Annotated in this window: 14 protein-coding genes, 2 tRNA genes and 3 rRNA genes; 12 read left to right on the top strand and 7 right to left on the bottom strand. The window is 55.3% G+C overall.

What is annotated here, in order from left to right:
• Window positions 1-180 precede the first annotated feature (180 nt).
• From LEP6406_RS0202910 to rrf, 5 genes are all read left to right on the top strand, one after another.
• Window positions 181-1673: ribosomal RNA gene (locus LEP6406_RS0202910) — 16S ribosomal RNA — on the top strand.
• A gap of 120 nt (window positions 1674-1793) precedes the next feature.
• Window positions 1794-1867: transfer RNA gene (locus LEP6406_RS0202915), tRNA-Ile, on the top strand.
• Window positions 1868-1873: 6 nt separating this feature from the next.
• Window positions 1874-1949, top strand: a tRNA-Ala gene (locus LEP6406_RS0202920).
• 132 nt (window positions 1950-2081) lie between these two features.
• Window positions 2082-4961, top strand: a 23S ribosomal RNA gene (locus LEP6406_RS0202925).
• 97 nt (window positions 4962-5058) lie between these two features.
• Window positions 5059-5175, top strand: a 5S ribosomal RNA gene (gene rrf, locus LEP6406_RS0202930).
• Together the 16S, 23S and 5S rRNA genes with 2 tRNA genes alongside form the textbook arrangement of a ribosomal RNA operon.
• An 89-nt stretch (window positions 5176-5264) precedes the next feature.
• Here rrf and LEP6406_RS34650 read toward each other — a convergent pair.
• From LEP6406_RS34650 to LEP6406_RS0202950, 4 genes are all read right to left on the bottom strand, one after another.
• The gene (locus LEP6406_RS34650; protein WP_051463603.1) at window positions 5265-8108 is read right to left on the bottom strand and encodes a tetratricopeptide repeat protein; all 2844 of its coding nucleotides are present in this window, start codon (window positions 8106-8108) and stop codon (window positions 5265-5267) included.
• Between the two features lie 316 nt (window positions 8109-8424).
• A complete protein-coding gene (locus tag LEP6406_RS0202940) occupies window positions 8425-8853 on the bottom strand; it encodes a hypothetical protein (RefSeq protein WP_008317917.1) in 429 nt (142 codons plus the stop codon).
• Window positions 8854-9021: 168 nt separating this feature from the next.
• The gene (locus LEP6406_RS0202945) at window positions 9022-9504 is read right to left on the bottom strand and encodes a single-stranded DNA-binding protein (protein WP_008317915.1); all 483 of its coding nucleotides are present in this window, start codon (window positions 9502-9504) and stop codon (window positions 9022-9024) included.
• Window positions 9501-12095, bottom strand: coding sequence for a sugar phosphate nucleotidyltransferase (locus tag LEP6406_RS0202950; RefSeq protein ID WP_317133810.1), 2595 nt, complete (start codon window positions 12093-12095; stop codon window positions 9501-9503). Before LEP6406_RS0202950 ends, LEP6406_RS0202945 begins: the two co-directional genes overlap by 4 nt.
• A 249-nt stretch (window positions 12096-12344) precedes the next feature.
• On the opposite strand from LEP6406_RS0202950, the gene LEP6406_RS0202955 reads away from it, so the two are divergent.
• The 4 genes from LEP6406_RS0202955 to LEP6406_RS0202970 all read left to right on the top strand — a co-directional run bounded on the left by LEP6406_RS0202955 (window position 12345) and on the right by LEP6406_RS0202970 (window position 14419).
• Window positions 12345-12527 carry a hypothetical protein gene (locus LEP6406_RS0202955; protein WP_008317912.1) on the top strand — a complete coding sequence of 61 codons (183 nt, stop codon included), beginning with the start codon at window positions 12345-12347 and terminating at the stop codon, window positions 12525-12527.
• A gap of 240 nt (window positions 12528-12767) precedes the next feature.
• Window positions 12768-13421, top strand: coding sequence for a class I SAM-dependent methyltransferase (locus LEP6406_RS0202960; RefSeq protein ID WP_008317909.1), 654 nt, complete (start codon window positions 12768-12770; stop codon window positions 13419-13421).
• Window positions 13422-13569: 148 nt separating this feature from the next.
• The gene (locus LEP6406_RS0202965) at window positions 13570-13941 is read left to right on the top strand and encodes a HesB/IscA family protein (RefSeq protein ID WP_008317908.1); all 372 of its coding nucleotides are present in this window, start codon (window positions 13570-13572) and stop codon (window positions 13939-13941) included.
• Window positions 13942-14032: 91 nt separating this feature from the next.
• Window positions 14033-14419, top strand: a complete 387-nt coding sequence (locus tag LEP6406_RS0202970) for a VOC family protein (protein WP_008317906.1) — start codon at window positions 14033-14035, stop codon at window positions 14417-14419.
• A gap of 79 nt (window positions 14420-14498) precedes the next feature.
• Here LEP6406_RS0202970 and LEP6406_RS0202975 read toward each other — a convergent pair whose 3' ends face one another.
• Window positions 14499-14654, bottom strand: coding sequence for a protochlorophyllide oxidoreductase (locus LEP6406_RS0202975; protein WP_036029091.1), 156 nt, complete (start codon window positions 14652-14654; stop codon window positions 14499-14501).
• 137 nt (window positions 14655-14791) lie between these two features.
• Here LEP6406_RS0202975 and LEP6406_RS26380 point away from each other — a divergent pair, with 137 nt between their 5' ends.
• From LEP6406_RS26380 to glgX, 3 genes are all read left to right on the top strand, one after another.
• A complete protein-coding gene (locus tag LEP6406_RS26380; RefSeq protein WP_051463604.1) occupies window positions 14792-15373 on the top strand; it encodes a hypothetical protein in 582 nt (193 codons plus the stop codon).
• A 130-nt stretch (window positions 15374-15503) separates the two neighbouring features.
• Complete coding sequence (locus LEP6406_RS0202985; protein ID WP_008317899.1) at window positions 15504-15740, top strand: hypothetical protein; 237 nt, start codon at window positions 15504-15506, stop codon at window positions 15738-15740.
• A gap of 5 nt (window positions 15741-15745) precedes the next feature.
• Window positions 15746-17815, top strand: coding sequence for a glycogen debranching protein GlgX (gene glgX, locus LEP6406_RS0202990; RefSeq protein WP_008317898.1), 2070 nt, complete (start codon window positions 15746-15748; stop codon window positions 17813-17815).
• Window positions 17816-17939: 124 nt separating this feature from the next.
• Here glgX and LEP6406_RS0202995 read toward each other — a convergent pair whose 3' ends face one another.
• Together LEP6406_RS0202995 and LEP6406_RS0203000 are read right to left on the bottom strand one after the other, a co-directional pair.
• Entirely contained in the window at window positions 17940-18131 is a 192-nt protein-coding gene (locus LEP6406_RS0202995; RefSeq protein WP_008317896.1) for a DUF2949 domain-containing protein, read from the bottom strand.
• A 650-nt stretch (window positions 18132-18781) separates the two neighbouring features.
• Window positions 18782-19303 carry a DUF192 domain-containing protein gene (locus LEP6406_RS0203000; RefSeq protein ID WP_225886402.1) on the bottom strand — a complete coding sequence of 174 codons (522 nt, stop codon included), beginning with the start codon at window positions 19301-19303 and terminating at the stop codon, window positions 18782-18784.
• Window positions 19304-19507 lie beyond the last annotated feature (204 nt).

Here is a 19507-nt window from a genome sequence, read left to right on the forward strand (position 1 = left end):
AGGCGAGGACCTCGACAGAAGAATATAGCTTGAGAGCCAGAAAACTTGGGTCTCGTCAAGAATTAAATTGGCAATACTGTAGCACAGAGATGAGCTGCGAGTAAAGCTAATCAGATAGATTCTGGATACGAGAGTATTCAGGGTTTAACTTTTCGATATATGGGATTTATAGTCCTGTACAACATGGAGAGTTTGATCCTGGCTCAGGATGAACGCTGGCGGCGTGCTTAACACATGCAAGTCGAACGGAGTGTTTTCGGACACTTAGTGGCGGACGGGTGAGTAACGCGTGAGGATCTGCCCTTAGGAGGGGGACAACTACTGGAAACGGTAGCTAATACCCCGTAGGCCGAGAGGTGAAATGATTTATTGCCTAGGGATGAGCTCGCGTCTGATTAGCTAGTTGGTGAGGTAAAGGCTTACCAAGGCGACGATCAGTAGCTGGTCTGAGAGGATGATCAGCCACACTGGGACTGAGACACGGCCCAGACTCCTACGGGAGGCAGCAGTGGGGAATTTTCCGCAATGGGCGCAAGCCTGACGGAGCAACGCCGCGTGAGGGAGGAAGGTCTGTGGATTGTAAACCTCTTTTCTCTGGGAAGAAGACCTGACGGTACCAGAGGAATAAGCATCGGCTAACTCCGTGCCAGCAGCCGCGGTAAGACGGAGGATGCAAGCGTTATCCGGAATTATTGGGCGTAAAGCGTCCGCAGGCGGCTAGATAAGTCTGCTGTTAAATATCACAGCTCAACTGTGAGACGGCGGTGGAAACTGTATAGCTAGAGTACGGTAGGGGTAGAGGGAATTCCCAGTGTAGCGGTGAAATGCGTAGATATTGGGAAGAACACCAGTGGCGAAGGCGCTCTACTGGGCCGTAACTGACGCTGAGGGACGAAAGCTAGGGGAGCGAAAGGGATTAGATACCCCTGTAGTCCTAGCTGTAAACGATGGATACTAGGTGTTGCGCGTATCGACCCGTGCAGTACCGAAGCTAACGCGTTAAGTATCCCGCCTGGGGAGTACGCACGCAAGTGTGAAACTCAAAGGAATTGACGGGGGCCCGCACAAGCGGTGGAGTATGTGGTTTAATTCGATGCAACGCGAAGAACCTTACCAGGGCTTGACATGCCGCGAATCCCTTGGAAACGAGGGAGTGCCTTCGGGAGCGCGGACACAGGTGGTGCATGGCTGTCGTCAGCTCGTGTCGTGAGATGTTGGGTTAAGTCCCGCAACGAGCGCAACCCACGTCTTTAGTTGCCATCATTAAGTTGGGCACTCTAGAGAGACTGCCGGGGACAACTCGGAGGAAGGTGTGGATGACGTCAAGTCATCATGCCCCTTACGTTCTGGGCTACACACGTACTACAATGCTTCGGACAAAGGGCAGCCAGCCAGCGATGGTGAGCTAATCCCATAAACCGAGGCTCAGTTCAGATTGCAGGCTGCAACTCGCCTGCATGAAGGAGGAATCGCTAGTAATCGCAGGTCAGCATACTGCGGTGAATACGTTCCCGGGCCTTGTACACACCGCCCGTCACACCATGGGAGTTGGCCACGCCCGAAGTCGTTACCCTAACCTTTCGAGGAGGGGGGCGCCGAAGGTGGGGCTGATGACTGGGGTGAAGTCGTAACAAGGTAGCCGTACCGGAAGGTGTGGCTGGATCACCTCCTTTCAAGGAGACCAAACCATCTTTATCATCGGGAAAAGAAGTATATACCGAGATAGAGAAGGTCATCCTAAGGTCGTTCGAGATTCGAGATAGAAGGCACTCAAGCTATAGGTCGAGGGACAAGGGCTATTAGCTCAGGTGGTTAGAGCGCACCCCTGATAAGGGTGAGGTCCCTGGTTCGAGTCCAGGATGGCCCACTGCGTGGGGGTTTAGCTCAGTTGGTAGAGCGCCTGCTTTGCAAGCAGGATGTCAGCGGTTCGAGTCCGCTAACCTCCACCACCGCGAGAGAGATTTCAGCATAGTGTTGATAAAGAGACATCATGCTGAGTTCTGAGAACCCAGTAAGAACCTTGAAAACTGCATAGAAAGAGAGTCAAAAGGTAGTACGAACAGACATCAATGTTGATGGAAGGTCAAGCTATAAAGGGCTCACGGTGGATACCTAGGCACGTAGAGGCGAAGAAGGACGTGGCTACCGACGATATGCTCCGGGGAGTGGGAAGCACGCAATGATCCGGAGGTTTCCGAATGGGGCAACCCAATATACGGCCATCTGAATATATAGGATGGCGCGAGCGAACGCAGCGAACTGAAACATCTTAGTAGCTGTAGGAAGAGAAAGCAAAAGCGATTCCCCCAGTAGCGGCGAGCGAAAAGGGACCAGCCTAAACCATTGGTTATTACCAATGGGGTTGTGGGACAGCGATATGGAATCCGGCGGCTAGACGAAGCAGTTGAGAACTGCACCAGAGAAGGTGAAAGTCCTGTAGTCGAAAGTTCAAGGATACTAGCTGAATCCCGAGTAGGTCGGGGCACGAGAAATCCCGATTGAATCATCGAGGACCACCTCGAAAGGCTAAATACTACTACGTGACCGATAGCGCATAGTACCGCGAGGGAAAGGTGAAAAGAACCCCGGGAGGGGAGTGAAATAGAACATGAAACCGTGAGCTTACAAGCAGTTAGAGCTCGATTAAACGAGTGATAGCGTGCCTGTTGAAGAATGAGCCGGCGACTTATAGGCACTGGCAGGTTAAGCCGGGAATGGTGAAGCCAAAGCGAAAGCGAGTCTGAAAAGGGCGATAGTCAGTGTTTATAGACCCGAACCCGGGTGATCTAACCATGTCCAGGATGAAGCTTGGGTGACACCAAGTGGAGGTCCGAACCGACTGGCGTTGAAAAGCCAGCGGATGAGGTGTGGTTAGGGGTGAAATGCCAATCGAACCCGGAGCTAGCTGGTTCTCCCCGAAATGTGTTGAGGCGCAGCGGTAGTGATTATAGATGGGGGGTAAAGCACTGATTCGGTGCGGGCTGCGAGAGCGGTACCAAATCGAGTCAAACTCTGAATACCCATCGAACACACTGCCAGTAAGACGGTGGGGGATAAGCTCCATCGTCAAGAGGGAAACAGCCCAGACCACCAGCTAAGGTCCCCAAATAGATGCTCAGTGGTAAAGGAGGTGAGAGTGCTCAGACAACCAGGAGGTTTGCCTAGAAGCAGCCATCCTTAAAAGAGTGCGTAATAGCTCACTGGTCAAGCGCTCTTGCGCCGAAAATGAACGGGACTAAGCATTTTACCGAAGCTGTGGACTTATTTCGATAAGTGGTAGGGGAGCGTTCTGTAGTAGTGAGAAGCGTTAGCGAAAGCAGGCGTGGACGAGGCAGAAGTGAGAATGTCGGCTTGAGTAGCGAAAACATTGGTGAGAATCCAATGCCCCGAAACCCTAAGGGTTCCTCCGGAAGGCTCGTCCACGGAGGGTTAGTCGGGACCTAAGGCGAGGCCGAAAGGCGTAGTCGATGGACAATCGGTTAATATTCCGATACTGAGTATGGATTGTGGCGGGGGACGGAGAAGGCTAAGTCATCCGGGTGATGGAATACCCGGTCCAAGTATATGAGGTGATGAGGAGCGGCGAAAACGTTCTGAGCCGAGATACGAGAGCGATCCGTTACGACGGAGAAGTGACTGACGTCAAGCTTCCAAGAAAAGCCCGAACCACGATAATCCATATTCACCCGTACCCGAAACCGACACAGGTAGGGTAGTTGAGAATACTAAGGGGCGCGAGATAACTCTCTCTAAGGAACTCGGCAAAATGGCCCCGTAACTTCGGGAGAAGGGGTGCCACCGAGAGGTGGTCGCAGTGAAGAGTCCCAGGCGACTGTTTACCAAAAACACAGGTCTCCGCTAAGTCGCAAGACGATGTATGGGGGCTGACGCCTGCCCAGTGCCGGAAGGTTAAGGAAGTTGGTCAGTCTTCGGATGAAGCTAACGACTGAAGCCCCGGTGAACGGCGGCCGTAACTATAACGGTCCTAAGGTAGCGAAATTCCTTGTCGGGTAAGTTCCGACCCGCACGAAAGGCGTAACGATCTGGGAGCTGTCTCGGAGAGAGACTCGGCGAAATAGGATTGTCTGTGAAGATACGGACTACCTGCACCTGGACAGAAAGACCCTATGAAGCTTTACTGTAGCCTGGAATTGGGTTCGGGCTTTGACTGCGCAGGATAGGTGGGAGACTGTGAATTATTCCTTGTGGGGAATAATGAGTCACTGGTGAGATACCACTCTGTCAAAGCTAGAATTCTAACCTTCAGCCGTTATCCGGCGAGGGGACAGTTTCAGGTGGGCAGTTTGACTGGGGCGGTCGCCTCCTAAAAGATAACGGAGGCGCGCAAAGGTTCTCTCAGGCTGGTTGGAAATCAGCCATTGAGTGTAAAGGCATAAGAGAGCTTGACTGCGAGACTGACAAGTCGAGCAGGGTGGAAACACGGCCTTAGTGATCCGACGGTTCCGCGTGGAAGGGCCGTCGCTCAACGGATAAAAGTTACTCTAGGGATAACAGGCTGATCTCCCCCAAGAGTTCACATCGACGGGGAGGTTTGGCACCTCGATGTCGGCTCGTCGCAACCTGGGGCTGGAGTAGGTCCCAAGGGTTGGGCTGTTCGCCCATTAAAGCGGCACGCGAGCTGGGTTCAGAACGTCGTGAGACAGTTCGGTCCATATCCGGTGCAGGCGTAGGAGCATTGAGAGGATTCTTCCTTAGTACGAGAGGACCGGGAAGAACGCACCGCTGGTGTACCTGTTATCGTGCCAACGGTAAACGCAGGGTAGCCAAGTGCGGAGCGGATAACCGCTGAAAGCATCTAAGTGGGAAGCCCACCTCAAGATGAGTGCTCCCATGGGGTTAACCCAGTAAGGTCACGGGAAGAACACCCGTTGATAGGCTCTAGATGGAAGTCCAGTAATGGATGAAGTCGAGGAGTACTAACAGACCGAGGGCTTGTCCTACCATCATTAGTTCGTACTATGACTCTTAATCTATGCAGTCCTCAGGGCTCTCTCTATCAAATGTGAAAACATAGGTGGCTGATAGCTCTATAGCTTTCCTGGTGCCCATGGCGATGTGGACCCACTCCGACCCATCCCGAACTCGGTTGTGAAACGCATCTGCGGCGAAGATACTTTGGGGGTCGCCCCACGGGAAAATAGCTCGGTGCCAGGTTATTATTCAAAGGCCCCATCACTTTTATATAAGTGATGGGGCTTTTGCTTGTATGAGCACCGTGCTATTTGCCTTTCTGTACTCGCCCCTCACAGCAGAATGGCCACCACCAGCACCCCCACCAGCACCAGAAACACCCCCTGCCCTAGGAGCAACCACCGCCGCTGGATCGGGGCAACGGCGGGTCGGGGGGGAGCGGGGGCCACCCGCGCCCGGGGCCGGGGCGGGGCAGTGGGGTCAGGGCCGATCACTGGAGCCTGCCGCCGCTCCCTAGCAATGATCCGGCCCCGCTCCCGAATCATCCGATCGCATTTCTCCACCCGATGGGCCAACCCCAACCCCTGGTAAAGGGCACGGGCCTGCTCAAACTCCCGCTGCGCCCCCCAGTGATCGTCTAATTTGGCCAGGACAATAGCCTGGTTGAAAAGAGTATCAGCCTGACCGTGGCGATCGCCGATTTCCACCTTTATTGCTAAGGACTGGCCATAGAGGTCAATGGCCCGCCCATACTCCCCCAGGGAAAAGTAGGCAAGGCCCAGATTGGTCAGGGTACTGGCTTGGCCTTTACGATCACCGATTTCCATCTTGATGGCTAAGGACTGGTCATAGAGGTCAATGGCCCGCCGATAGTCCCCTAGGGAAAGGTAGGTACTGCCCAGGTTGGTCAGGGTACTGGCCTGGCCGTTGCGATCGCCGATTTCCTCAAAGATGGCTAAGGACTGGCCATGGAGGTCAATCGCCCGCCCATACTTCCCCAGGGAATCATAGGCACTGCCCAGATTCATCAGGGCATTGGCCTGACCGTTGCGATCGCCGATTTCCTCAAAAATGGGTAAGGACTGGCCATAGAGGTCAATGGCCCGCCCATACTCCCCCAGGGAAAAGTAGGCAAGGCCCAGATTGGTCAGGGTACTGGCTTGGCCTTTACGATCACCGATTTCCATCTTGATGGCTAAGGACTGGTCATAGAGGTCAATGGCCCGCCGATAGTCCCCTAGGGAAAGGTAGGTACTGCCCAGGTTGGTCAGGGTACTGGCCTGGCCGTTGCGATCGCCGATTTCCTCAAAGATGGCTAAGGACTGGCCATAGAGGTCAATGGCCCGCCCATAGTCCCCCAGGGAACTGTAGGCATTACCCAGACTGCCCAGGGCATTGGCTTGGCCGTTGCGATCGCCGATTTCCTCAAAGATGGCTAAGGACTGGCCATAGAGGTCAATCGCCCGCCCATAGTCCCCCAGGGAACTGTAGGAAGTGCCCAGATTGTTCAGGGAGTTGGCTTGGCCGTTGCGATCGCCGATTTCCTCAGAGATGGCTAAGGACTGGCCATAGAGGTCAATGGCCCGCCCATACTCCCCCAAGGAATGGTAGGCACCGCCCAGATTGTTCAGGACATTGGCTTGGCCGTTACGATCGCCGATTTCCTCTTTGATGGCTAAGGACTGTCCATGGAGTTCAATGGCCCGCCCATACTCCCCCAGGGAACGGTAGGTAATGCCCAATCGGTTCAGCGATTCGGCAAACTGGCCCCGTTTCTGGGGATCTGAGGGGGGCTGGGTTTGCCAAGCAGCACCTAAGCGGCTATAGAGATCGACGAGGATGAGGTAGCGTCCCTGGCGATTTAAGGCGGTATATCCCCTGTCCACTAAGTCAAAGGCGGCACTGTACTCTTCTAGCTCGCAGTGGTGGTGAAAGCCATCCAAAAAGTCATCTAGGTCAATGGTTGCTTGGGATAGTCGAGAGACGAAATAGGCCACCGCCCGCTGGTGGGAGTCTGCCACCCAGCCCGCCGCCACCAAGGCCCGCCCCACCTCCGCCGCCACCAATGAATGCAGCGTCCACCGCTCCCCCTGGGCCTCCAGGAACCCCTGCTCCACCAACACCGCCAAATCCGCCGCCGTCGTGGTGGCCACCATCGCCTGGGCCATGGCCAGGGTAACCCGCCGCCGATAGACCCCCACCCGCAACAACACTTCCCGCTGCCCCGGCTCCAACCGCCCCAGCAACACCCCAAACACCGCCCCCACCTGGGCCTCCGGACTGCCCAAGTGCTGCCCCAGCAGATCCACCACCCGCGCCAATACTGGGCCTTGGGGGGGCGGCTCCTCCCCCTGCACCCCATCCACCGCAGACCGCAACTCCGCCGCCACCAACTGCAACACCTTGGGATTGCCCTGGGTCAGGCGCACAATTTCCTCCAGGGAAGTCGTCCCCGTGGCCCCTACCCGCCGCCGCTCCAGATAGGCCACCCCCTCCGACTCCGTGAACCCCCCCAGATCCAGCCGATGGGTACCAGCCGGCAGCACCGGCTCCCGGCTGGTCAACAGCACCATGGAGCCATACCCCTGTTGCTGCCACGCCGCCAAAAATCCCCGCAGGGTCGGCCACCCCTCGGTGGCCATCACCGCCTCCACTTGATCCAGCACCACCAGGTAGGGCCGCTGCATCAATGCCGCTATCAAATACCGCTGGAGGAGTTGATCATCGGTTTGCTCCTCTAGGGCCAGGGACTTAATCTCCTGGTACAGATGGCGACCCACCTCCTGGAACGATGGCTTGAGGTTCAGATTTAGCCAAATCCCCTGGGCAAACCCCGCCGCCCCCACCTGCTCATAGAGCCAAGTTGCCCCCAGAGTCTTGCCACAGCCCCCCGCCCCCACCAACTCCACCAGGGGCACCGGGCGTGGGCTCAACCGTTGCTGCAAAAAGGCTTGGACTTGGGCGCGATCGATCCAGAGGTGCTCCTGCTGCAACCGATCCAACTGCCCCAAGGGCGGCCTGGGTTCAATATTCGGCAGCAATTTCTGCCCTGCCCCGCCAAAGTTCACCGTCTCGGCATTGACGGTGTTCACGAAAGTTACCTGGGCCGAGTCCCGTGCCTGGATATGCTGGGTAGTCTGGGAAGGCTGCTCTGGTGTTGGGGTCTCGTCGCTCATGCAAGGTGCCCACTGCTCCCCCTGAGTATACCCACCCCCTTGCATCACAACCCGCCCAGGAGTCGTGTAGGCAGCGCCCACCGTAAGATCGGCATCCGGAGCAAGATTTTATTCAATCGAAGTTCCCTCAGGGGATGGATCCGGTAGGGTGCATTCGCGAAGCAATGCACCATATATTATTTATTATTCGCGAAGCAATGCACCATATATTCGCGAAGCAATGCACCATATAGGGATGTACTCCTGGGGGGACGGTGCATCGCTGGCGCGGATGCACCCTACGAAACTATCGTGTTGGGGGACAGGTTTCGGGGGCCTAATTAAAGTTGATCGTGGTTCCCTGTACCTCCCCGATCGCGGTGACCTTGGCGCTGTCCTTGGCCTCGATATTGAAGGTGTTTTGCTGCTGGGTCTGGTGGCCGATGTTGATGATTTGCTGGGCCAACTGTTGCAGCTCCTGGGCCAATCCCTGGTGTTCTGGGGCCGCTAGGTCATCCTCTAGGTACACCGCCAACTTCGTGAGCGCCGCCTCCGATTGGGCGGTCTCTACCTGTGCGATCGCGGCCTCGGCCCGTGGGTTGCCCGCAAAATGGCGCTTAATCCGTTGCCAGAGGGCATCTACCTGCGCCCCCGCCCGCTTCAGCACCGCCGGGGTGACGGTTTCCCCGGCCTTACTGGCTGCGGTCTCTAGGAACTTGCTAGCGGCGATCGCTGCGATTGCGGTGACGGTGATGGGATCGGTCATGGTGCCTCCTGCCCAGTAACGATGGTTAGCCTAATTCTGGGCTAACCTGCGACCCTTGCCCACCCTGGGGTGAGTAGAGGACGGGTTCCCAGGAGACGGGTTCCTAGGTGGAAGGCTGGCTGCGGAGCAGGGCCGTAATCTAGGAACCCGTCCCCTCAACAGAAGCATTTAGAAGGGGATGTCGTCGTAGTCCACCTCGGGTTCCGGTGTTGGTGCCACCGGAGCTGGGACCGGAGGGGCCACCGCCACGGGGGGTGGCAATGGGGGCGGTGATCCGGGTGGTGGTGGTGCCGAGTAAGCCGCAATCGGCGGGGGGGTGGGGGGAGTGCCGATGGGCAGAGCCCCCAGAGTATTGAGTCCATAAACCCGCTGGGCCGTCATTTCCACCTGCTTTTCGCGAAACCCTTCTGGGCGCTCCATTGAGGTGATGCTCAGACGGCCCTCCAGCAAAACCCGATCGCCCATGTGATAGGTCTGCTGAATTTCCTGAGCCAGATTGCCCCAACCCAGTACCTTCATTTGCTGAGGGGCATCGTCTGCCTTCAGCCCTGGAAAAACGACGGTGAATTCCGCTATAGCGGTTTGGGTGTCTTGGGTATAGCGGAGTTGAGGATCACTGATCAACTCCGCCATGAGAGTGCAGTGGTTCATCGAATACTCTCCTCGGCGTAGTGAATACCCTGTTCTTGCTCAATGAAGGCTTGAACACGGGTGCGATATTCCCGGAGGGTGGTTTCCACCCAGTCTCGATCTTCGCTACTGGCAAAAATGTGAACCAAGGGTTCCCCCGCATCGGGTAACACCAGCAGCCAACTATCTCGGTCTTGGTCCAGAATTTTAACACCATCCACCAGTTCCAACTGCTCAGGGGCATGGCTCTCAACCATGTGGCGCATCAACGCCCCCTTCACCGTCCAGGGACAGCGTAGGGTTTGAGATCGATGGGAAACACGGGGAAGTTCCGACCAAATCTGACCCAGTGTATGCTCTTGAATGGTCAGCATTTCAATCAGCTTGGCAATGCAGAACATGGCATCAAAGCCGGGATGCAGTTGGGGGAAAATAAAGCCCATGTCGCTGCTGCCCCCCAAAACCACATTGGGGTTGGTTTGACAGGCTTCCATCAGGGCGGTGGGATTCACCTTAGTGCGAATGATCTGGCCATCGTGGCGGCGGGCAATGTGCTCAAGGGCTCCAGTTGCGTTCACCGGCACCACCACCGTTCCCCGAGGGTTGGCCGTGAGGATCATGTGGGCCATGAGGGCGGTTAGGCTTTCTCCCCGAATGGGGGTACCCACTTCATCCACGAGAACAAATTGTTCACCGTTGGCAGCAACCTGGACGCCAAAGGTCGCTTGGAGGGCTTGTACCACTTGCCCCAGTTGCGACAGCATAATTTCTCGCTCTGGGATAGAGAGGGCGATTTGTCCTAGGCTAGCGTTGAGCACCACGGCATCACAGCCAAATTTCCCTAGGAGTTGGGGCAGTACGGCCCCAGAAACCGCGTAGGCGTAGTCAATCACGACCTTGGATTTGCTGTTCCGTACAGCCTCCACCGTTAAGTGCTTCTCGAAGGCGGTGCTGTAGGTATCGATTACGCGACTGGGATAGGTGACTTGGCCGATCTCGTGGATCTGGGCGCGGCGCAGATCTTCTTTGAAGTAGGCCCCTTCAATCTTTTTCTCTTTACCCTTGGGAATGTTAATGCCCTTGTCGTCAAAGAATTCGATCAGGATGTGATCGGCCCGATCGGGGTGTAGCCGCATGTGGATGCCTCCAGCGACGCCCAGGGTGGGCAGCACGGCCCGAGCGACGGGAATGGCGGTGGCATCTAGGTTCTGAATGTTGATGCCCACAGACATAAGGCCAGAAATCAGCGATCGCGATACCATTCGCGAAATTGTGCGCTGATCACGAGAAATAGTGACGTGGGAGCCCGCCTTGAGGGTGGAGCCGTAGGCTGCTCCTAGCTTCACGGCAAATTCCGGGGTGATATCAATGTTGGCTAGCCCCGAAACCCCTCGCTGGCCAAAAAGATTCCGTTGGGCCGTATTGCCCCAAATCAAATTGATATTCAATGTTGCCCCCGACTCAATCTGCTTGCTAGGCCAGACCCTGACACCGGGACTAATTTGGGCCTCTTCTCCCACCGTGGACAGTGCCCCAATGACGGCCCCTTCTAGAACATGGGCGCGGCGATCTACGCGGGTGCCGCGACCAATCACGCAGGCCCGCAGATGGGCTTCTTCACCGATGATGGCTCCATTCCAAATGATGGGACGCTTGAGGTCCGCATCATTCCCGACGGTAACATTGTCCCCAATAATCGTACCGGGCTCAATATTGACTCGGGCTCCAATGCGACAATTGCTGCCAATCATTAGGGGAGCCTGCAACTTGGCCGTGGGGTCAATGTCGGTCCTCTCCCCAATCCAAATCCCCGGCGACTTTTCTTCGTAGTAATCCAGGTCCATCTGAACCTTGCGATATAGGGAGTCGTATTGAGCATCGCGGTAGGCATCCAGGTGGCCCACATCACACCAGTACCCCTCGGCAACATAGCCAAACATGGGCTCTCCCTTTTCTAGGAGTAGGGGAAACAGGTCTTTAGAAAAGTCACATTCCTGATCGGTGGGCAGATAGTCCAGGACCTCCGGTTCTAGGATGTAGGTACCTGTATTGACGGTGTCGGAAAAGATTTCACTGGAGGAGGGTTTTTCCAGAAATCGTTTAATACGACAATCTTCGTCGGTGATGACTACCCCAAACTCGATGGGGTTGGGCACATGGGCCAGAATCAGGGTAGCCTTGGAGCCGCGCTCCTTATGGAAGCGGATGGCGGCTTGGAGGTCAAAATCGGTGATGCCATCCCCGCTGATGACCAAAAAGGTGTCGTCCAGCAGATCGCCAATGTTTTTTACGCAGCCAGCGGTGCCGAGGGGTTGATCCTCCTCGACGGCATAGGTCATACGAATGCCAAAGTCTTGCCCATCCTGGAAGTAGTCCCGCATGACGTCGGGTAGGTAGTACAGCGTGGCAATGACTTCATTGACACCGTTCCGCCTCAGGAGGTTGACAATGTGCTCGGCAATGGGCCGATTCAAGATCGGTACCATGGGTTTGGGTAGATCACAGGTTAAGGGACGTAGTCTAGTCCCCGATCCCCCGGCCATTAGCACTGCTCGCATTCCAACCTCCTTATGCTGCTGTTCAATAGAGTGATGCCATTTCTGGGATGTCATCCATCACGATGATCTAGATGATCTCGGTAGGGCCATTTCGTCTGGATGTTCCAGAGTGACCGTTGGCACCCTCCAATATCCGCTCTTAGCGTTCACTTTATCTCCCATCATCGGAGGACATGGCGCATAGAACATCTACCAAACAGCAGAGACGCCTGGTAAATCCACCCTGAGAAGACTAAAGAAACCCTGACGTTGTTATTTTAATAGGTAGAGATACCGAGCACTCAGCTTAGGAGCAAGGAGATCATGCCTCAATTGATTGGTATTGTGCTGCTGATTGGTTATGGCGTGGGTGCGTGGCGGTTTTGGAAAGGGTTCCACCGCACCAATTTCAGCGGCGGACGATTGACCATGACGGCCTTGTGGCCAATCCTGTTGGTGGTAAACAAGTCTTACCGCCAAAATTTCAATAAGGCGCTGAAGGGCTAGTACCGCAAGGCGGAAGGCGGAATCCAGGAGTCGGAATCCAGGAGTTCAGAATCCAGGAGTCAGAAGGATGTAGGGCTGTGCCCGTGCGTAGCAGGATAAAAGGGGATTCCAAGACACGCAAGGGGTTTCCCTCTGGTAAATAGGTCGAGCCCCATTCGCCCTATCCATGTCCGTACAGATCTGGTCAGGTTATCGAGGGAAAAGTTTTTGAGCGTTTCATCCAGTTCTTGGAGCGAGCGATTGGGTTTAGTCGCTGACCGCTTTGACCGTGAATATCGGGGACAGGTGCCGGACATCCCTGACTCTGTGCAGACGTTGCCGGTGTTTCAAGCTTGGGCAACGGGCCATCTGTCTGCCCAGATCGCCTCTCCGTTTTGGACGTTGGCGAAGCCCCAGAAACGTCAGACCTGTCTGGATCTGGGCTGTGGGGCTAGTTTTTTGGTGTATCCGTGGCGAGAGTGGGATGCACGGTTCTATGGTCAGGATATTAGTGGGGCCATCTGTCAGATGGTTAATTCCCGAGGTCCTCAGCTTAATTCCAAGCTGTTTAAGGGGATGAAGCAGGCTCCGGCCCATAAGTTGGAAGACTACGAACCGGAGCAGTTCGATCTTGTCATCTCGACGGGGGTGACTTGTTACTACTCGCTGGACTATTGGGATCAGGTGCTGACTCGGGTGAAGCCTCTGCTCAAGCCGGGGGGCTCTGTTGTGTTTGATGTGCTGGATCCGGATAAGCCTCTGGCGGAGGATTGGGCCATTTTGGAAATGTATCTGGGGGCGGAGGTGGATCTGACGCCTCTTAAGGATTGGAGATCGCAACTTAAGTCATCTCAGGTCAAGATTCAAAAGGAGCAGCCAGGGGAATTGTTTCACCTATTCAAGGTGGTGTTTTAGCTGAGTGCCAGGGATTGTAGGTGAGAGTGCGATCGCACCTATAATCCCGCCAGCGTTGATGACTTCAACGCTTTAGGGCCAGAAAACCACCTAAGCTAAGGGCTGGGGTCAATATCTGCCCCTATCGTTGCGTTGCTGCTATCGAGTCATGATTCAGTTCAGCCAAAGCGCCCTCCGCGAGATCAAACGCCTCCAAAGTCGCCAAGCTTTCCCCAATGGGGTCGTGCGTCTTGCGATCGCGGCGGGAGGCTGCGCAGGACTTCAGTACCATCTCAGCTTTGACGAGGTTCAACCCACCGCAGCGGATCAAACCCTGACGGTTGAGGGAATCAAGGTTGTTGTCGGCCCCGAAACCTTGCCCCAGTGCGACGGCATGACAGTGGATTACGCCGAAGACCTCATGGGGGGCAACTTTCGCTTTACCAATCCTCTGGCAAAGCATACCTGTGGCTGTGGGGTTTCCTTTAGTCGAGAGGCTCCGCCAGCGGTGGCTGCCGCAGACTGCACCACCGTTGGCTAGGGGCTGTGGATAATTGGTAGAACATAGGAACTACTTCTGGTAGACTAAGGGCAAATGATCACTTGCCCATTCCATTCCTGGAGTTTGCCTCATGACCCCTTTTCAGCAGCATGGTGCCTTCAGTTGGTGCGAATTGATGACCTCAGATCCCACTGCCGCCCAAGCCTTTTACGGTCCTCTCTTCGGTTGGACGATGCAGGCTGGGGATATTCAAGATATGCCCTACACGACGATTTCAGTGGCTGGGGCAGAAAAGGGGGGTATCGCTGGACTACCCCCTTCCAGCCCCAACATGCCGCCGGCTTGGGGCGTCTATATCACCGTGGATGATGTAGACGCGACGGCAGCCCAGGCCCAGGAGTTGGGGGGCCAAGTGCTGATGCCGCCGATGGAGATTCCGACGGTGGGCAAATTCGCCCTGTTGCAAGATCCCCAGGGCGCTACTTTCTGCGTCATTACCTATGCTGCGCAGGCATGACCACGTCCGCCCTACTGAGTCAATCTAGAGGCTGTAACCGCCCCATAGCCAGATTCCTGGTATGGGGCGGTTACAGCCCTTAACCAAATTGGGCCTTGGCCTTGGCGTAGACCTCGGCGGTGATTTGCTGAAGACCCTGGTCTTGGGCAAATTTTTCAATTTTTCTGCGGGCAGCAGGGCGAACAAAGAAGGGGATCTCCTTAAGGCAGGCTTCAGCCTCAGGGGTCCATTCCACAGATTGACTCATGAGCGGTATGGGGAAAGGTGTTCTCTACTCTAAGGTAGTGCTTACGGAGATGGGTGCAATAAGCCTAATGGTCGCAAATTGGTCGGGGTTTGGGTATCCTAGCCCTCAGGCATGAAATTACTGCGATGGCAATGAACAAGCGGTATCCGGTACGGGGTTTGATGGGGGCATTCTTACTCAGCGTCCTGGTAGCATTCGGCGGCGTTGGTCTCCAATATGTCCGCGCTGATGGAATGCCGGGAGCTGCCCCGGCCACCCCCAATGATTCTGGATCGGACGCCGCGCCTAGGGTCAATACGGAAGCCAATACCAGGGCTGAATCCTACACCCGTGCCATGGAGATCGGCTATGCCGCCGCCGAAGCCAGGGACTATCACACCGCATTGATTAACTTTCGTCGAGCTCTAGAAGCCCGACCGGGTGATCGCTATGCCCTAGCCGCGATCGCGAATATGGAGAGCTACATTGCCCAACAACGGGCAGAGGCCGCCAAACGCCAACGGGCTATGGATTTGCAGAGCCTACTCACCAGGGCGGTGAATGTCCGGGACTGGGCCTGTGCAGCGGCATCCTTAGATGAGCTGATTACCCTAGTCCCCCCCAACTCCCTCGATCGTGCCCAATTGGTGACCTATCGCGGTGAGGTCGCAGGCTTTTTGGAAGCCCGTGACACGGTGGAAAACTGGTCAGGGGTGTGTCCCGGTTAAGGGACTGTCGATCCCAGGATGTTAAATCCTCTAAGGGAAGCGATTCAGGGGGGACAAGAGTCGCTATGATGCCAGGAGCAATCGTGCTGCTGTCTTTCTACGCGCTCCCCACCAGGGTTGCCCTGCCACCATGATCGAACCCGCCGAATTTGTCTCGCCCTCCACAGACGACTCCGCCCATCTCTCCAACCTGCGATCGTTAGTACAGCGGGTCATGGCTGACGGCAAGATTTCTCGGGAAGAGGCTAAACAGTTGCGCACCGCCCTATTTGCCGATGGCCAATTGACCCCCGATGAGTTAGATGTTGTTCGCAAGGCGATGCGAGAGTACCTAGGGGACGAACCTCTAGAGTTTGACTGGGATTAACCGCCATGGGACTTTCAGTCCAACCGGGCAATAGCTATCCATTAGGCGCAACCATTTCCGAAGATGGCGTCAACTTTTGCCTCTATTCCAAATATGCCACCGGCATCGACCTGCTGCTGTTCGACAGCCCCGATGACCCCTATCCGTCCCATACTATTCACCTAAATCCCCAGGAACATCGCTCCTTTCACTACTGGCATGTCCTGGTACTGGGGATAGGGGTAGGGCAAGTATATGCCTACCGGGCCGCAGGGCCTTACCTACCGGAGGAAGGACTCCGCTTTGATCCCACCAAGGTATTACTGGATCCCTATGCCCATGCGGTCGTAGGCCAAGGTAACTATGATCGCCAAGCTGCCTGTCACCCTGGGGAAAATTGTCCCTGGGCCTTGCGGGGCGTCGTCATGGACAGTCGCGCCTACAACTGGGAAGGTGACATTCCCCTAGAGATTCCCTACGCCAACAGCGTGATTTATGAAATGCACGTAGGGGGCTTTACCCGCCATCCCAGTTCCGGAGTCTCCCCGGAAAAACGAGGCACCTTTGCCGGGGTGATTGAGAAAATCCCCTACCTCAAGTCCCTAGGCATTACCGCTGTGGAACTCCTGCCCATCCACCAATTTGATGAGCGGGACGCCCCTCTAGGGTTAGAAAACTATTGGGGCTACAGCACCGTTGCCTTTTTTGCCCCCCACCGAGCCTATAGTTCCCGCCAAGATCCCCTGGGGCCAGTTGAGGAATTTCGCGACATGGTAAAAGCCCTGCACCGAGCGGGGATTGAGGTGATTTTAGATGTGGTCTTTAACCATACTGCTGAGGGGGATGAACGGGGGCCAACCCTCTCCTTTCGGGGCTTGGATAATCTGACGTACTACATTCTGGATGAGAACAATCTCACCCACTATGCTAACTACAGTGGCTGTGGCAATACGGTCAAGGCTAACCATGCCGTGGTGGGGCGCTTGATTTTAGATTGCCTACGCTACTGGGTTTCGGAAATGCACGTGGATGGGTTTCGCTTTGACCTAGCCTCGGTGATGGCCCGAGACAAGGATGGCACGCCCCTAGTGGATCCCCCTATCATCTGGAGTATTGAGTCGGATCCGATTTTGGCCCGCACAAAACTGATTGCTGAAGCCTGGGATGCGGGGGGCTTGTATCAGGTGGGCTCGTTCATTGGCGATCGCTTTGCGGAATGGAATGGGCCTTTCCGAGATGATGTGCGTCAGTTCATCCAGGGGGCAAACGGTACTGTCGGCCATCTGGCGGCCCGCATTTTGGGGAGCCCCGATATTTTTAATGACCCCGATCGGGAAACCAACCGCAGCATTAATTTTGTCACCTGCCACGATGGGTTCACCCTCAGGGATGTGGTGTCCTATGACAAAAAGCATAATGAGGCCAATGGCGAGGGCAACCGGGATGGCAGCGATGCCAACTTTAGTTGGAACTGCGGGGTGGAGGGCAATACTGACGATCCCGCTATTCAAGCCCTACGGCAGCGGCAAATGAAAAACCTGATCACGGTATTATTCATGGCTCAAGGTACTCCCATGGTGCTGATGGGGGATGAAAGTGGCCGAACCCAGATGGGAAATAATAATGCCTACTGTCAGAACAGTCCCCGATCTTGGATGAACTGGGATACTCTGATGGAACAGCAGGAAATTTGGCGCTTTACCCGAGATGCGATCGCGCTAACCCAGAGTCTCCAAATCTTTCAGCAAACCCATTGGCTAGCGGTGAGTGATCGCTTCATCAACGGCCCCCATCTGATCTGGCATGGCGTTCAACTTTATGACCCAGACTGGAGCGACCACTCCCATTCCCTAGCCTTTACGCTGTACCATCCCGCCGCTCGGGAAAAACTCCACGTCATGATCAATGCTTACTGGGAACCCCTGACCTTTGATCTGCCCAAAAACCTGACCGAGAGTCGCTGGCATCGCATTATCGACACGGCCCTGCCACCACCAGAAGATATTGTTGCCCCTAACGGGAGTACGCCTTTTGCAGAGAGTAAATATCAGGTAATGGCACGCTCCTGCGTTGTTCTAATCGCACAGGGCATTTAGGGCGCGTGGACAATTAATGAGGAAAACCTTGCGGGGTAGGCATGACCACGCCCGCCCTACTGCATCAAGATAGGGGCTGTAACCTCCCCATAATCAGGAATCTGGCTTTGATTGTCCCCAGCCCCTAGGCAGCTTCCATCCAGTCATAGATTTTCTCTAGTTGCTCCAAGGTGATCAGGCCATACTGCCATAGCACCATGGGCAGTGGCCCTGGATCCTGCTCACAATGGCGGAGCGCCACCTGGATGGAGGCTTGGGACACCGCCAACTCATCCTGCAAAAACTGAATCAAGCCGGTATTTTGTCGTGTCATCATTTGCTGCACCGTTGCTTGCTAATCCTGTAGAACCGATACCGACTTGTTTGTAGTGTGCTCATGGTTTTGCCTGATTGTACCTAAGGCTGTCTATCCTGCACGGGTCGGATAACCGATACAGGAAAACAGGGCGGCATTTCTGAAAGCCTCAGGAATTTAGGCTTCGAGGGCGTATCCAAGATTTGGCAGAAACGACCTAAGGAAGGTTATGAGCCCTCTGGACGGGCTAACTCCCTGGAGTGGCTTTGCCAACGCCTTGCTTGAATACCATTAGGTTATACACACCCAAGCCCTATGCCAAAGGTAGGCCCATCGCCAACGGGCAGGCTCCGCCTTTCTTGAATGCCGTTAGGCTATACATACCCTCACACCCTACGGATGGGGCGTTATTTTCCTGCGAGGCCCTAAGTAGACTAATGGACATGAAACCCGCGTTAGCGAATTGCTTCGCTAACGTTGGTTGAGATTTTGTGGATACGGTTTCCAATCGTCGCTTTTCCAACAATGAAATGCGCCCATCACAGGACACCAGCAGGATTTAGAGTCTGATTAGCGTACCCGATTTTGTGGGGATTTAGGGTGCGATCCCCAGGGGAAATTTATATTAAATGTAACGTAAAGCGACAAAAGTACACCTTGTGACCTTGGAGCTATCGGGGATCTGCCGTCTCTGGTGGTGCTGATTCCACCGCTTCGGGTTCTCCCGTCGCCAGCCATTCAATATCAACAGTATCGCCCACAGCGATTCCCAGTTCTCCAGCCCGTCCTCCCCGTAGCTCGATTACATAACTGACCAGTTGACGACCAGGACCATAGGTCGGACAGGGATTTGCTGTACAAGGTGGCACATTTTCCGCAATCCCGACAATTTCTCCCCCCTGCACAAACACCATATCCAGGGGAATCACCACATTTTTCATCCAAAAACTGACGGGGCGGGGCGGATTGAAGGGAAACACCATGCCTCGGTTATCCGGTAGTTCTTGTCGATACATCAGCCCTACGGCCTGTTCCTGGGGAGTGCTAGCCACCTCTAGACCAATGGTCTCTGTCCCTAATTGCACCTGGGCCGTAATTGGCAGCACTTGGCCAGCGGGCACATTCCCAGCAGATGCCTGCGCTAAAGGCGCAGACTGAGGGGCCGAAGTAGGAAAGGTACTGGGAGAAGACACGGCATTTTCTGTCGCAACTGACGAAACCAAAGGTGACTGAGGACACCCAGCTAAAGTCAGGCAGCCTAGGGATAAAACCCCGACCCAAAGGCGAGTTAATCGGAATGACGCTTTATCTGGTGCCCCGGCGGTTGCTCCAGAGGCGACTATCCCTAGGGGAACCTGATTTCGCCTGGGATGCCAGGGATAGACAGGGGAAGAGGG

The organism is Leptolyngbya sp. PCC 6406 (assembly GCF_000332095.2).
GTDB lineage: Bacteria > Cyanobacteriota > Cyanobacteriia > Phormidesmidales > Phormidesmidaceae > PCC-6406.